The sequence below is a fragment of the Winogradskyella costae genome (assembly GCF_013403865.1).
Taxonomy (GTDB): domain Bacteria; phylum Bacteroidota; class Bacteroidia; order Flavobacteriales; family Flavobacteriaceae; genus Winogradskyella; species Winogradskyella costae.
Genome location: NZ_JABFDK010000001.1, coordinates 1355045 through 1369892, shown reverse-complemented (window position 1 = coordinate 1369892; position 14848 = coordinate 1355045). Strand labels below are relative to the sequence as shown.

Genomic DNA, 14848 nt, shown 5'->3' with positions numbered 1-14848 from the left:
CTCAGTGATTGACATCAAGAGATTGACAAGGAATTATTAAGTAAATGTTAATTGTACTGTTAGAAGGCTTGTTGCGCTATATTAATAGGTTTAAAGTGTCGTATTAAGGGGGCCTTTAAAACGAAAGACAAAAGGAAAGTTTAAAAGATTGGATTAGACAGGGCTGATTAAATGAAAACGATCTCAAAAACACGTTGTCTTAAATCTTAATGGATTAAGATTAATTGTTGATTAAAAATTCTGGAAGACTAAGTTTAAGAAACTTCAGATAATGGTCCACAATCTTTTTTTTGCAAAAATCCGAAAAGTATAGATAATTCACACACAACTTTTAGTCTTGATCCTTGATCCACTTTTAGTCTTGATCCTACATTATGCTGTAAGACCAACAATAGCAAGGAAAGTATAAAACACAAAAAAGCCACTACTTTCGTAATGGCTTTGTTTGCTCCTCTTCTTAGGCTCGAACTAAGGACCCTCTGATTAACAGTCAGATGCTCTAACCAACTGAGCTAAAGAGGAATAAAATTCCTTTTTTAGTGTGTTTTAGAAGGCACTAAACTTCTCTTTTCTTAGACTTTAATTAATCTCGAAAAGCTTTCGAGGCTAAATTAACTGTCAATCGTTCTAACTATTTGGTTATTCTTAGTAGAACTAAAGTATGTATCTTTTCGCGTTAGCGGATGCAAATATAGACAGTATTTTCATTATTACAAAACGAAATAATATTTTTTTTTATTTTTTTTTTTTAAAATTAATTCGTGATGGCTTTGAAGATATCATTACCGTTGGCAAACAGCACTAAAGCAATTAAAATAAAGAATCCAATAACTTGTGCACGTTCTAAAAACTTTTCGCTTGGCTTACGTCCAGAAATCATTTCATACAGTAAAAACACCACATGTCCACCATCTAATGCTGGAATTGGTAATAAGTTAAGTATCGCTAACATTATGGATAAAAATGCGGTTAAACCCCAGAAATCTTGCCAAATCCATTGATCAGGGAAAACATCGAAAATCGCTTTAAAGCCACCAACACCTTTATAAGCACCTGTACTCGGTGTAAAAATCTTTCCTAATTGATCAAAATAACCAGAAACCTGTTCCTTAAACTTATCGACTCCTCCTCCAAAACTTTCTAAAAAGGTATAATCTTTATGTATGATATTAAAATAGCCTAATTCTGCAAACCTTGAATTATGTGATGCCGGGAAAATTCCAACTTTACCTTCAGCATTAACTTGTAAGCTTGTATTTATTTTTTCTTCCCCTCTTAAAAATGTTGCCTCTACAGATTGGTTTTTATAGGCTAACATTCTTGACTCTACCTCATCAAAGTAACGTAGATCTTTTCCATTAACCGATAATAATACGTCACCCTTTTCTATGTTAGCTCCTTTATTTAATGATGAATCTGGCACACTACCAACCATAAAAGGAATTCTTAATTTAAAGGTCCCATTCTTTCGCTCTGCAGAAGATAACTGACCCAAGAAATCTTTTGGAAGTACAATCTCTTTATTTTCACCATCTCTAACTATAGAATATTTTTCACCATTTACTAAGTTTTTTCTAACGTCATAATAGGTGTCAACTTTTTCGTCATTAATGGCTAATATTTTATCTCCGTTTTTAAAACCAACATCTAAAAGCAAATTGTTTTCTATCCAGAAACCATCTTTCATACTATCGGTAGTAACATCCGTATCACCATATGTAAACGAAATAACCACGTAAATAAAGTAAGCCAAAATAAAGTTTACGGTTACACCACCAAGCATAATAATTAAACGTTGCCATGCGGGCTTAGAACGAAACTCCCATGGTTGTGGTGGCAATGCCATCTGCTCCTTATCCATGCTCTCGTCTATCATGCCTGCGATTTTCACATAGCCTCCAAGTGGCAACCAACCAATACCATATTCGGTATCACCAATTTTCTTTTTAAAGAGTGAAAATTTCACATCAAAAAAGAGATAAAACTTTTCAACTTTAGTTTTAAAAAGTTTTGCTGGTATAAAATGACCAAGCTCATGTAACACAATAAGCAAAGATAAACTAAGTAAAAATTGAGATATTTTTATAATAAATTCCATGTAATATTTTTCAAATTTCGATGTGCAAAAGTAAGGTATTTAAATCAAACGTATATTTAAAAAAATCTTAGCAATACGTTAAAACAACACCTTAACTATATTTTTATAACTCTTTTATTAATCACCCCATCCGTTGTCTGAATTTGCACAAATAACAGGCCTGATGCCAACGTGTTTAGATCTACCTGAGGCGTCCAATTCTGCTGTAATACTAATTGGCCTAAACTGTTGTAAATTTTAATAGTCTCAATCGTTATATGTTCTGGTTTTACAATATGAATTACAGATGATGCCGGATTAGGGTAAAGGATTATTTGATTCTTTAAATCGAAATCAGACGTGCTTAAACTTGACATGTTATTTTTTGAAATTAAATGATAATCCGGATCAATTAATACCTCTAGTACTGTAAAATTAACCGTTTCCATAAATTGCTCATTATTAATGGTATTGTCTAGAACAAGATCCAATGATTCTCCTAAAGTTCCTAAAACCTTAATAGGCACTCCTGCTTCAAAAAAAGAAACCGAAGGATCACTCTGAGTTTGCGACATCATAAGTTGCAATTGATTTTCATCTTGGCTCCAGTTCACTGAATAGCTTGGATAGCCTTGATTATAAATCCAGTCATTAAAAAACTCACCTAGGTTTTGTCCTGTAGTCGATTCCATAATATCAATAAAATCTTGCGTTTTAGCATAATCGTAGGCCAAGCTTGGTGTATCTAAATAATTCTGTAATCCCTGATAGAAGTCAGTATCTCCTAATTTACGTCTTAACATGTGCAATACCATAGCCCCCTTATTATAAGTTAAGCGGCTACTAAAAATTCTATTGACGCTTGTGGTATCTTGATCCGTGAGATATACAGCCCCATTAGACTGGGATGTAATACTAGCCGTGGTTTGCTGCCTCCACGATTTAAAATTAGCCTCTCCGTCTAAATCTTCAATCACCAAGCCAGATAAATATGTTGCAAAGCCTTCGTTTAACCAAATATCTTTCCAGCTGCCACAGGTTATTTTATTACCAAACCATTGGTGTGCCAACTCGTGTGCAATAAGTCCTCTGTTAAAAGATCCCATAAAGGAAACTGTGGTATGCTCCATGCCTCCTCCCCATCCAAATTGTGCATGACCATATTTCTCATCTGCAAAAGGATATTCTTCAAATAAATCTGTAAAAAGATTCATAATATCAACGGTAATCCCTGTGTTAGCCTGAGCGTAAGCGACATCCTCAGGATAGACATAATTTATAATATCAAAAGGATTGCCATTGTTTGGTACAACATGCGAATACACTTCATAATTAGTAACAGCTACGGCAATTAAATAAGCAGGAATGGGATGACCATGTTTAAAATGAGTCGTCTTCTCAGAACCTACAACCACTTGGCTTTGCTCTAAACCATTAGAAACGGCCACATAAGTTTTGTTTAACGGATTTAATACTGGTGTCGTAATATAAACATCTATATTCTCAATTTTATCTATTAAATCTTGTTTGCACGGCCACCAACCTTTAGCTCCATAAGGTTCAGAAAGCGTCCAAATAACAGGATCATTGTCGGCACCATGAGTGGTCTGCTCAAAAGAACCAAAACCAGAACTCACAGGGTTACCAGCGTAACTTATCGTTAATGAATCTAAAACTCCTTGCGCTTGAGTGGCAGGTAAAGTAATGACCAATTCATCATCCGAATTCTGAATATAACTTAAACTATTACCGCGTTGCAACACTTGAGAAACCGTCATATTATCTGACAAATCAAAAGTGATTTCTGTCATTGCTTCTTTGGCTTCGAAATAGGTAGTGACATCACCATAAATTGCTGCTACAGAAGGATCTATATTTAATTCTAACCGATGGTATTTAACATCGTAATTTCCTGTATTAGCGTTTTGTGCATTCATCATTTGACGTAATGCTGTGTTGGTTTCAGCAGAGCGAATAGCATTCAATGTTTCATTATAATCTTGGGCATTTATTTGCATAGCCAATACCAAGATTAGGCATCCTAAAAATCGTTTCATAGCACTCGTTTTAATGTTAAAAATAAAGCTTTTCTTGAGATTCAGTCGTATTTTTGCATTTCAACTGTCTTTAATACACACTTAATGTCATTTCTTTCATTTTTTAAAGGATATAAAAACTTCGGAATCTTTTTCTCAGTACTTTGTATTATTATCATTGCAATAATATATAATATACTAAATGTTAAACATCCACTTCCTATTTATCAACCTGGAATGGTAAGCGAAGAGTTAGTAGACAGTACCATTCAACATCAACTAAAGTATCATAAAATCGCTGATTTTAGTTTAACGAATCAGAATGGAGAGACGATAACACAAGAAGCTTACAAGGATAAAATTTATATAGCAGACTTTTTTTTTACCACATGTCAGACCATTTGCCCGATAATGACAAAAAACATGGAACGCGTGCAGCAAGAAATTATTAATAATGATAATATTATGCTGCTATCACATTCTGTTACTCCGAAAATAGATAGCGTAGCACAACTTAAAAGATATGCTATAGAAAAAGGTGTTATCGATCGAAAATGGAATTTAGTTACCGGAGATAAAAAACAAATTTACGAGCTCGCTAGAAAAAGTTACTTAGCCGTAAAAACCGATGGTAATGGCGACCAATTTGATATGATACATACAGAAAATTTTATGTTGATTGATAAAAAGCGTCAAATTAGAGGGTTTTATGATGGTACAAATCCCGAGGATATTGATCAATTACTACAGGATATTGAGACCTTAAAATATTTTGGTGGCTCTTAAATAATCATAAAGCATTTAAATATTTATTGACGAGCTTTTTAAGCTAACAAATTTCTAGTACTTTTGCTTCTTTAAAATTAATCTAAATAAGAATAAGGTTGACATTAGCAGATCTAAAACGCGGACAACAAGGCATTATCATTGATGTGTCTTCTATTCATATTCCTTTAAAACTTCTCGAAATGGGTTGTTTGCCAGGTAATACCGTAGAGCTTGTACAAGTGGCGCCATTTGCAGATCCAATGTATCTTAACATTAATGGTTCTCATTTAGCCATTAGAAAAGAAACTGCTAGTCATATTATAATTGAAACTGCGCATGAGTAAGCAAATCAATGTTGCGTTAATTGGAAACCCCAATACTGGAAAAACATCCGTTTTTAATGCCTTAACTGGATTAAACCAAAAAGTCGGTAATTATCCTGGTATTACTGTTGAAAAAAAAGAAGGTATTTGCAAACTGCCGAGAGGTGTAAAAGCACATATCATTGACTTACCAGGAACGTACAGCTTAAATGCATCGTCTTTAGATGAAAATGTAGTTATTGAATTGCTACTTAATAAAACGGACAAAGATTATCCAGATTTAGCTATTGTAGTTAGTGATGTTGAAAATTTAAAACGAAATCTTTTACTATTTACACAAATTAAAGATTTACAAATCCCTACCATTTTAGTTATTAACATGTCTGATAGAATGGCCTATAAAGGCATTTCATTAGACATTGATTATTTAGAACAAGAATTAAACACCAAAATAGCTTTAATCAGTACCCGTAAAAATAAAGGTATTCAAGAGCTTAAGGAACTTATAACACATTATAAAGAACTTTCTACAGAATCTTGTTTAAACGCTTCTTCTATTGATGAAGCTTATTTTGACAATTTAAGAAAAGCATTTCCGAATCAGTTATTATACAAACTTTGGCTAGTAATTACCCAAGATGTCAACTTCGGAAAAACAGATAGAAAAACATTTGAAGCCGTTGAAGACTTTAAAACAAAATCTAAAACAGACTTAAAACGCCTGCAACAAAAGGAAACTATAAAGCGTTACCAATTTATAAACGAAACGCTAAAAAAAGGCCAAACTATTGACCTTAAAACGGCAAAAGATTTACGTATAAAATTAGATAGAATACTAACGCACAAGGTATGGGGTTACCTGATTTTTGGTGCCATTCTACTTTTAATTTTTCAAGCGATTTACGATTGGTCGAGTATTCCAATGGATTTTATAGACAGTTCGTTTGCGTCGCTAAGCGAGTGGGTAAAAAATACACTGCCAGAAGGAGCATTTACAAACCTTTTAGCTGAAGGTATTATTTCAGGACTTGGTGGCGTTGTCATTTTTATTCCACAAATTGCCTTCTTATTTCTTTTTATTTCAATACTGGAAGAAAGCGGCTATATGAGTCGTGTGGTGTTTTTAATGGACAGAATTATGCGTCGCTTTGGGCTTAGCGGAAAAAGTGTCGTACCATTAATTTCTGGTACAGCTTGTGCGATTCCGGCGATTATGGCAACGCGTAATATTGAAAGTTGGAAAGAACGCTTAATCACCATATTAGTTACACCTTTTACCACCTGTTCGGCAAGATTACCAGTCTATCTTATTATTATCGCATTGGTGATTCCTGAAGGTCGTTTTTTCGGGTTTATAAGCTACCAAGCATTAACTTTAATGCTCTTATACCTTATTGGTTTTGGAGCCGCCGTAGGGTCAGCGTGGATTCTAAATAAGATACTAAAATTTAATAACAAAAGTTTCTTTGTAGTAGAAATGCCTAATTATAAACTGCCTTTGTTTAAAAATGTTGTTTTAACCGTTTTAGAAAAGACTAAAGCTTTTGTCTTTGGAGCAGGTAAAATCATCCTTGCCATTTCTATTGTACTTTGGTTTTTGGCATCTTATGGTCCTGGTGATAATTTTAATAAGGCCGAAAGCATCGTTACAGAACAATTCGCTTCAGAAAATTTATCTGAAGACGAATTAAGCCAAAAAATAGAATCTCATAAATTAGAACATTCATTTATTGGTATTGCAGGTCATACTATTGAACCAGCCATTAGACCGTTAGGTTATGATTGGAAAATTGGTATTGCTATTGTAAGTTCTTTCGCTGCGCGTGAAGTATTCGTAGGAACATTAGCCACCATTTACAGTGTAGGAAGCGACGAAGAAGAAACCATCAAAAACAGAATGGCAGGAGAAGTAAATCCAATACTTGGAGGCCCTTTATTTAATTTTGCTTCAGGTATTTCATTGCTTCTATTTTATGCCTTTGCCATGCAATGTATGAGTACACTTGCTATTGTGAAAAAAGAGACCAACTCTTGGAAATGGCCAATGTATCAGTTAGTAATTATGAGTGCTTTTGCTTATATTGTAGCATTAGTTGCTTATCAAGTCTTAAAATAATAGACCTAGCAAGTAGGTTTTTTTAAACCACGTAGGTCTTTAATACTGTATTTATGAATACTATAATTCAAAACATATTGGCTTTTTCTGCGGTAGGTTTGGCCATACTTTATCTCGTACGAAAATATATTTGGCCACCTAAAATAAAATCAGCAAAATCTTGTGGAGGTGATGACGGCTGTGGATGTCATTAATCGTTATTTTAATCGCCTTTGTTTTCGATTATAAATCGAATAAAACAACATTTCTAAAAGACTTTTTTAGCGGTATAATTGTATGTCTATTTCTTTTTATATCTGCAATAGCTTTTGTCATCGCATTTAACCTCACTATAGTTCACGGTATTTTCTATGCCAGTGTAGAAATTATTCTTTTGTTTACACTAAAAGCCTTTATACAACGAAGAAATTAATAGAGCATTACGCCTATTATTTTTCTATAAAATCCACAGGAATAGAAAATGTATTTGCATCTGGAGTTACAAACTTCACGTTATTAAGCGTTGCATTACCAATCACCTTTCCTAGACCACCATCTTTAGACCATTCATAAAACTCCCAATTATGTGCAATTGGCACACCATCTATCATTTTATAATTAGAATATCCAATAGCATGCGGATCAGCTTCTGCTGCCTCTGTAGATTTATTAACTGTAACAATATAAGCGACATAATCCATCATATGTGTTTCAGGATCACTATAAACAACATACCAATCATCTGGTGCATCACCAGTATTTGCTTCGAAGGTTAGCGTTTGTGCATTATAAGTTTTCTCATTAAGCTCTAAAGCCTCTACATCAGACCAAATTGTGCCTTCATCACTTAATTTAGTTTGAAACAACAAGAAATACATCCAAGTATAAGCATCAAATCTAGCTGCTTTTTCATTTTTAAGATCTGTAGAATGAAACACTTTAACTCCATCAAAATACATTAACGAACCATCATTTAAAGCTAGTTTTCCTTTTGTAGAATTTGTTAAATAAGTCATTCTACCACTGAGGCGTTCTTTACCACCAAAACTAATAACCATGTCCAATTCAATAGCCTCATTAGATAAAAGCCCTTCTTTATTATAAGCCTTCTCAATGGTTTCAACAGGAGTTAGAATCTTATTTTCTTTTATAGGCGCTGAAGTTTTGACTTCAACTGGTTCTTTCTTTTCATTTTTACAGCTTGTAGTAAATGTTAAAAGCAAAAGACAAACGATACTGGACTTAAATATATGAGACATTGATATAGAGTTTTATAATAATTTTTTCAAACTTAAAGCGTAAGTGGTTTACCAACTACTCCACCTCGCTATTTTAAGATAATTTTAGCTTTTAAGCCGAATTACTAATAAAAAAGGCGCCTAAACCTTCTTTAAGTAGAGATTTTTAGCCACACTTTGAGACACTACAATTTCAGAATTTTCTAAAGCTATTTTTATAGAATTATCAAAAGGCTCTTTGTGCTTTATGGTAATTATGGTTCCAAGACCAATATTATTGCTGTCTAAATATTTCAAAAAATGAGAAGACGTATCATCAACTCCAACACATTTGTAAGTTGATCCGACCTCGGCTTTAGCTAAAACAATTTTTTCAATATGTTTAAAGTTCCCTTCCTTATCAGGAATTGGATCGCCATGAGGATCGTATGTAGGGAATTCTAAAAACGCATCGAGTTCGTCAATAAGCTTATCCGATTTAATATGCTCTAAATGTTCTGCAACTTCATGCACCTCATCCCAAGAAAAATTTAATTTTTCAACTAAAAACACTTCCCAAAGGCGATGTTTCCGAATAATATTAACCGCAACACGCCTACCATCATCCGTTAACGTAACACCTTGGTATTTTTTATAATCAGCATAATTCTTTTCAGATAATTTTTTAACCATATCCGTAACAGAAGAGGCTTTGGTGTTCATAGCCTCTGCAATAGCATTAGTATTAACCGAGTTGATACCGTTATTACCTAGATGGTAAATGGCTTTAATGTAGTTTTCTTCTGTTAATGTAATCATGATTAGTTTATGAATAACAAATATAGAAAAGATAAACTTCTTAAAATATTTTTAGACTAATCTAAAAATATATTTATATTTACTTAAAAAATAACAAAGATGAGACTAATAATACTTTTTACCCTCGCTTCCTTTTCAATTTTAAACGCACAAAACACTTATAAAATAAACGGTGTCGTAACTGCAGAAGGTGAAGTGTTGCCCTATGCAAACATCTATGTAGAAACAACGACCAAAGGATCAACAACAAACGAAAATGGCGTTTATACCATCAAAAACTTAGAGCCAGGAACCTATTCTATCGCTGCTTCTTTTGCTGGCTACACCACGCAAAAAAAGAAAGTTGAAATCACAAATGCCGATGTTAGCCTAAATTTTAATTTAAACTATAATGAAAGTCTAGATGAAGTTATAATTACGGGAACTTTAAAAGCCGTATCAAGGCTAGAAAGCCCTGTGCCTGTTGAAGTTTATACTCCAACATTTTTAAAGAAAAACCCAACTCCAAACATTTTTGAAGCACTACAGAATGTCAATGGAGTAAGACCACAATTAAATTGTAGTGTTTGTAATACTGGAGACATTCATATTAACGGACTAGAAGGACCTTATACTTTGGTTTTAATCGATGGTATGCCAATTGTTAGTGGCCTATCTACTGTTTATGGACTTTCTGGCATTCCTAATTCGCTTATCGAACAAATTGAAGTTGTAAAAGGACCTGCATCCTCATTATACGGAAGTGAAGCTGTTGGTGGACTTATAAATGTTATTACAAAATTACCAGAAAATTCACCTCGTTTTTTCGCTGATGCTTTTGTAACAGGTTGGGGAGAAACAAACTTAGACGTAGGTTTTAAGGCTAAAGTTGGAGAAAAAGCCAATGTATTGGTTGGTACTAATTATTTTAAATACGACAATCCTATTGATAACAACAATGATAATTTTACGGATGTTACGCTTCAAGACCGCATATCTATATTTCAAAAATGGGATTTTAAGCGGACTAACAATCGTAAGCTGTCTTTAGCTGGTCGTTATTTTTATGAAGACCGATGGGGCGGAGAAATGCAATGGAATTCGAGCTATAGAGGAGGTGATGAAATTTATGGAGAGAGCATTTACACCTCACGCTTCGAAATTTTAGGAGACTACCAATTACCAATGACTGAAAAAGTAAATCTACAGTTTTCATATTCTGACCACGATCAAAACTCAGTGTATGGAAATACACCGTATTTAGCACAACAACGCATTGGATTTGGACAATTAATTTGGGATAAGACCATTAATAAACACGATTTACTATTAGGTACAGCACTACGCTACAATTATTACAACGATAATACTACAGCAACCATAACTGCAGACGAAGTCACAATACCTTCACTTTTTATACAAGATGAAATTGACTTTACTAAAAAACAAAGTTTACTTTTAGGTTTACGTTACGATTATGATAGCAGGCACGGAAGCATTTTGACACCACGATTAGCCTACAGATACAAACCAACCGACACTGATATTATTAGATTGAATGCTGGTACAGGGTTTAGAGTCGTCAACTTATTTACTGAAGAACATGCTGCACTTACAGGAGCACGAGATGTTATAATTAAATCCGAGTTACAACCCGAAGAATCTTACAACGTTAATTTAAACTACCTCAAAAAACTCTACCTCAACGATGGCATGTATTTCACCTTTGATACCTCAGTTTGGTACACCTACTTTACCAATGCCATCATACCAGATTACGATACCAACCCTAATCAAATTATCTACGACAATCTTGATGGCTACTCAGAATCTAAAGGTTTAAGTTTTAATATAGATGCGGTTTTTGGAAGTGGTATTAGTGCTTCAGTTGGAGCTACTTTTCAAGATGTTGCTCAAACTGAAAATGGTGAACGCACCAAACAAATATTAACAGAGGAATACTCTGGTGTTTGGTCATTATCTTATAAAAATTATGCCACTAACCTTACTTTCGATTATACGGGTAATCTTTATGGTCCAATGCGCTTGCCTTTACTTGGCGACTTAGATCCAAGAGAAGAATATTCGCCAACCTGGAGTGTTCAAAATATACAAGCGACCTATGATGGTTTCAATAACTTAGAGATCTATGGTGGAGTAAAAAACTTACTCAACTGGACACCCAACAAAGGAAATCCCTTTATAATCGCGAGGGCAGATGACCCTTTTGATGAAAACGTACAATTTGATGGGAATGGAGATGTTATTGCTACAGCAGACAATCCTTATGCACTAACTTTTGACCCAGCTTATGTTTATGGGCCTAATCAAGGTATACGACTGTTCTTTGGTTTAAGATATAATTTAAAGTAATTATAGAGAAGGTTAAGAATACCTAATAAACCTATAGATAGTTCTTTTTAAAAGTAGGACTATTAATGGCTTAGTAACCATCATAAAAGTTACTATTTTTTTTCATATTTAACAGCTAGGCAATACCGATTTTTAGTGTTAAAAAGCGGTATAGTTGCCTATCTATTTATAATAAAATAAGTCATGAGCGATATTTGCTTAAACCATATTGAAAACTATTGGAAAACAAAAACCAGGACCTCCAATAAACTATTTGAAGAAAATCAATTCAAAAAAGCCATAATAGGCTATAAAAATGCCTTATACAGATCCGAAGTATTAAATAATTATCCATCAAACTGTAAAGACTTAAAGATCCCTTTTTCTCAAATATATCTTATTTCTTGTACCAATCTTATAAACACATATGAAGCGCTAGGGAATTTATTAGAAGCTGAAAATATGCTAAAACGAAAAATCCTTTTTATTTTACATTTTAAAAATTCAAAAAACACTGACAAAACCATATTACAATCCGAATTACGACGTGCTGCTTTGGCTTATTTAAATTTCACAGAACAACAAGGACATTCTGAAGATAAGCAAAAACATCTATACAAAACTCTTAAATCTCATATTACATCATAGAATACTACTCATAACCACGTAAATTGTGCAAATCACTATTGGGATAAGTCCTATCAATAAGGCTTCCTGCGTTAATTAAAATAATGAGACACCCCATGGTCATCCAATTATTAAATCACAATTAATAAACTCACGACATTTCTTAAAGTTTTACTTTTCACAAATTGACACTAAAGTTAATCTGAAGTATTTCACTTTTTAGTACCTTCGTAATAAATATTTAGATATATGAAAAAAATAATTTTCCTATTAGCTATCACACTCACTTTCATAGCTTGCAAAGATGAATCTCAAGATAACGGAAAACTAAATATCGCAACCACAACAACTATGATCACCGATTTAGTACAGAATATTGGTGGCGATATGGTAAATGTTCAAGGTTTAATGGGAAGTGGTGTAGATCCACACCTTTATAAAGCAAGCGAAGGAGATGTTAATAAACTCGTTAATGCAGATATTATTTTTTACAACGGCCTACATCTAGAAGGAAAATTGGTTGAAGTTTTTGAAAAAATGGGAAGCAACACAAAAACTCCAATAGCTTTAGCAGACGCTTTAGATAAAAAAACACTTATTGGTTCTGAATATTTTGCATCCAATTTTGACCCACACGTATGGTTCGATATTAATTATTTCAAACAATTTGCAGAAAAAGCAGCCACTATTCTATCAGAAAAGAATCCTGAAAATGCCGAAAAGTTTGAAGCCAATAAATCAGCGTACCTTGCTAAATTAGAAACGCTTCAAAATAAAGTAAAACAAACAATTGAAACGCTTCCAAAAGAAAAAAGAGTACTCGTTACAGCCCATGATGCCTTTAATTATTTCGGAAAAGCTTATGGTTTTGAAGTCGTTGGTTTACAAGGCATATCTACAGCCACTGAAGCAGGTGTACAAGATGTTCAAAAATTGGCTACATTTATTATCGAAAAACAGATCAAAGCCATATTTGTAGAAAGTTCTGTTCCAAAAAGAACTATTGAAGCGTTACAAGCCTCGGTAAAATCTAAAGGCCACGATGTAAAAATTGGTGGCACGTTGTACTCTGATGCTTTAGGAAGTGCAGGAACCGTAGAAGGTACTTATATTGGTATGTTTGAGTATAATGTGAATACTATAGTGAATGCTTTGAAATAAAATTCCTGCGAAAGCAGAAATCTCATGAAACTTAGTTCAATTCTAAAATGAAAAACGAGTCAAACGAAAATATAAATGATAGTAGTCCTAGCGACAAGACTCCTACTTCCGCAAGAGTCATAGCCGTAAAAGTTGACGACCTTACCGTTGCCTACAACTACAAGCCTGTACTTTGGGATATCGATTTAGAAATTCCGGAAGGCGTTTTAATGGCTATTGTTGGACCCAATGGAGCAGGAAAATCGACACTTATAAAATCTATTCTAGGCATCTTAAAACCTATTGCTGGTAGTGTTTCTATTTATGATAAACCTTACGAAAAACAAAGACAACTCGTCGCATACGTTCCACAAAAAGGTAGCGTAGATTGGGATTTCCCTACCACAGCCTTAGATGTTGTAATGATGGGAACCTATGGCAGTTTGGGTTGGATTAAACGTCCTGGACAAAAAGAGAAAAAAGCGTCACTAGAAGCTTTAGAAAAAGTAGGTATGCTAGCGTTTAAGGGTCGACAAATTAGTCAACTTTCAGGTGGCCAACAACAACGTATTTTCTTGGCCAGAGCCTTAGTTCAAAATGCATCTATCTATTTTATGGATGAACCGTTTCAAGGAGTCGATGCGACAACGGAAATAGCAATTATAAACATATTAAAAGAACTACGAAAAGCCGGTAAAACCGTAATTGTAGTCCATCACGATTTACAAACCGTACCCGAATATTTTGATTGGGTAACATTTTTAAACGTGAAAAAAATTGCCACAGGACCAGTGAAAGATATCTTCAATGATGATAATCTCACAAAGACTTATGGTATTAATTATAAAGTGAGTATACAGGAGTAGGAAATAGTTGGCAGTATTCAGTTAGCAGTTGGCAGTGCTTACTCTAATGAGAAATAAGAAAGCAAGAAAAATATGAAATACACATACACTATTTTATACGTCGAAGATGTTGAAAAGACAATTTCATTCTATGAAAGTGCTTTCGGGTTTCAAAAAAAATTCATCACACCAGAGCATGATTATGGCGAGCTAATTTCCGGAGAAACCACAATCGCTTTTGCATCTAATTCTTTAGGGAATTCAAACTTTAAAAAAGGTTTTAAACAACTTTCTATAAATGAAAAGCCTAATGGAGTTGAAATGGCTTTTACAACTGAAAACATTGAAAATGGTTTTAATGAAGCAATAAAAGCTGGAGCAATAGAATATGAACCTATAATTGAAAAACCTTGGGGGCAAAAAGTTGGATATTTAAGAGATATTAATGGATTTCTTATAGAAATTTGTACACCAATTAAAAATTAAAACATATACAGACCTCACTAGTTATAGAAACCTTTGAGGTCTACAAACTAAACGAAAAAAATATTACAAAGTAGGATGAGATTC

Annotated in this window: 13 protein-coding genes and 1 tRNA gene; 9 read left to right on the top strand and 5 right to left on the bottom strand. The window is 33.7% G+C overall.

Going from position 1 to position 14848, the window contains the following annotated elements:
* Positions 1-448: 448 nt before the first annotated feature.
* From HM986_RS05850 to HM986_RS05840, 3 genes are all read right to left on the bottom strand, one after another.
* Positions 449-522, bottom strand: a tRNA-Asn gene (locus HM986_RS05850).
* Between the two features lie 232 nt (positions 523-754).
* Positions 755-2098, bottom strand: coding sequence for an RIP metalloprotease RseP (rseP, locus tag HM986_RS05845; protein ID WP_179334106.1), 1344 nt, complete (start codon positions 2096-2098; stop codon positions 755-757).
* Positions 2099-2193: 95 nt separating this feature from the next.
* A complete protein-coding gene (locus HM986_RS05840; RefSeq protein ID WP_179334105.1) occupies positions 2194-4134 on the bottom strand; it encodes a M1 family aminopeptidase in 1941 nt (646 codons plus the stop codon).
* An 84-nt stretch (positions 4135-4218) separates the two neighbouring features.
* On the opposite strand from HM986_RS05840, the gene HM986_RS05835 reads away from it, so the two are divergent.
* The 4 genes from HM986_RS05835 (at position 4219) to HM986_RS05820 (ending at position 7514) form a co-directional block, all read left to right on the top strand.
* Entirely contained in the window at positions 4219-4899 is a 681-nt protein-coding gene (locus HM986_RS05835) for an SCO family protein (protein WP_179334104.1), read from the top strand.
* A gap of 92 nt (positions 4900-4991) precedes the next feature.
* On the top strand, positions 4992-5225 hold the full coding sequence (locus HM986_RS05830; protein ID WP_179334408.1) for a FeoA family protein: 234 nt from the start codon (positions 4992-4994) through the stop codon (positions 5223-5225).
* Positions 5218-7320: a ferrous iron transport protein B gene (gene feoB / locus HM986_RS05825; RefSeq protein WP_179334103.1), complete on the top strand. Its 2103-nt coding sequence runs from the start codon at positions 5218-5220 to the stop codon at positions 7318-7320. Before HM986_RS05830 ends, feoB begins: the two co-directional genes overlap by 8 nt.
* Before the next feature lie 53 nt (positions 7321-7373).
* Positions 7374-7514, top strand: coding sequence for a FeoB-associated Cys-rich membrane protein (locus tag HM986_RS05820; RefSeq protein ID WP_178986280.1), 141 nt, complete (start codon positions 7374-7376; stop codon positions 7512-7514).
* A 234-nt stretch (positions 7515-7748) separates the two neighbouring features.
* On the opposite strand, the gene HM986_RS05815 is transcribed toward HM986_RS05820, so the two are convergent.
* Together HM986_RS05815 and HM986_RS05810 are read right to left on the bottom strand one after the other, a co-directional pair.
* The gene (locus HM986_RS05815; RefSeq protein WP_179334102.1) at positions 7749-8558 is read right to left on the bottom strand and encodes a DUF6503 family protein; all 810 of its coding nucleotides are present in this window, start codon (positions 8556-8558) and stop codon (positions 7749-7751) included.
* Positions 8559-8678: 120 nt separating this feature from the next.
* Entirely contained in the window at positions 8679-9335 is a 657-nt protein-coding gene (locus HM986_RS05810) for a metal-dependent transcriptional regulator (protein WP_179334101.1), read from the bottom strand.
* A 99-nt stretch (positions 9336-9434) separates the two neighbouring features.
* Between HM986_RS05810 and HM986_RS05805 the strand changes: the two genes are divergently transcribed.
* The 5 genes from HM986_RS05805 (at position 9435) to HM986_RS05785 (ending at position 14764) form a co-directional block, all read left to right on the top strand.
* Positions 9435-11687, top strand: a complete 2253-nt coding sequence (locus HM986_RS05805) for a TonB-dependent receptor (protein WP_179334100.1) — start codon at positions 9435-9437, stop codon at positions 11685-11687.
* A 183-nt stretch (positions 11688-11870) separates the two neighbouring features.
* A complete protein-coding gene (locus HM986_RS05800; protein ID WP_179334099.1) occupies positions 11871-12314 on the top strand; it encodes a tetratricopeptide repeat protein in 444 nt (147 codons plus the stop codon).
* 228 nt (positions 12315-12542) lie between these two features.
* Positions 12543-13454, top strand: a complete 912-nt coding sequence (locus HM986_RS05795; protein ID WP_179334098.1) for a metal ABC transporter solute-binding protein, Zn/Mn family — start codon at positions 12543-12545, stop codon at positions 13452-13454.
* Positions 13455-13501: 47 nt separating this feature from the next.
* On the top strand, positions 13502-14299 hold the full coding sequence (locus tag HM986_RS05790; RefSeq protein WP_246288454.1) for a metal ABC transporter ATP-binding protein: 798 nt from the start codon (positions 13502-13504) through the stop codon (positions 14297-14299).
* 72 nt (positions 14300-14371) lie between these two features.
* Positions 14372-14764, top strand: coding sequence for a VOC family protein (locus HM986_RS05785; RefSeq protein WP_179334097.1), 393 nt, complete (start codon positions 14372-14374; stop codon positions 14762-14764).
* Positions 14765-14848: the final 84 nt, after the last annotated feature.

Bases quoted from the DNA above. Each gene is read 5' to 3' on its own strand.
- HM986_RS05815 (WP_179334102.1), bottom strand. From the start codon at position 8,558: ATGTCTCATATATTTAAGTCCAGTATCGTTTGTCTTTTGCTTTTAACA.
- HM986_RS05790 (WP_246288454.1), top strand. From the start codon at position 13,502: ATGAAAAACGAGTCAAACGAAAATATAAATGATAGTAGTCCTAGCGAC.
- HM986_RS05805 (WP_179334100.1), top strand. From the start codon at position 9,435: ATGAGACTAATAATACTTTTTACCCTCGCTTCCTTTTCAATTTTAAAC.
- HM986_RS05840 (WP_179334105.1), bottom strand. From the start codon at position 4,134: ATGAAACGATTTTTAGGATGCCTAATCTTGGTATTGGCTATGCAAATA.
- HM986_RS05785 (WP_179334097.1), top strand. From the start codon at position 14,372: ATGAAATACACATACACTATTTTATACGTCGAAGATGTTGAAAAGACA.
- feoB (WP_179334103.1), top strand. From the start codon at position 5,218: ATGAGTAAGCAAATCAATGTTGCGTTAATTGGAAACCCCAATACTGGA.
- HM986_RS05835 (WP_179334104.1), top strand. From the start codon at position 4,219: ATGTCATTTCTTTCATTTTTTAAAGGATATAAAAACTTCGGAATCTTT.
- HM986_RS05820 (WP_178986280.1), top strand. From the start codon at position 7,374: ATGAATACTATAATTCAAAACATATTGGCTTTTTCTGCGGTAGGTTTG.
- HM986_RS05795 (WP_179334098.1), top strand. From the start codon at position 12,543: ATGAAAAAAATAATTTTCCTATTAGCTATCACACTCACTTTCATAGCT.
- HM986_RS05800 (WP_179334099.1), top strand. From the start codon at position 11,871: ATGAGCGATATTTGCTTAAACCATATTGAAAACTATTGGAAAACAAAA.
- HM986_RS05810 (WP_179334101.1), bottom strand. From the start codon at position 9,335: ATGATTACATTAACAGAAGAAAACTACATTAAAGCCATTTACCATCTA.
- rseP (WP_179334106.1), bottom strand. From the start codon at position 2,098: ATGGAATTTATTATAAAAATATCTCAATTTTTACTTAGTTTATCTTTG.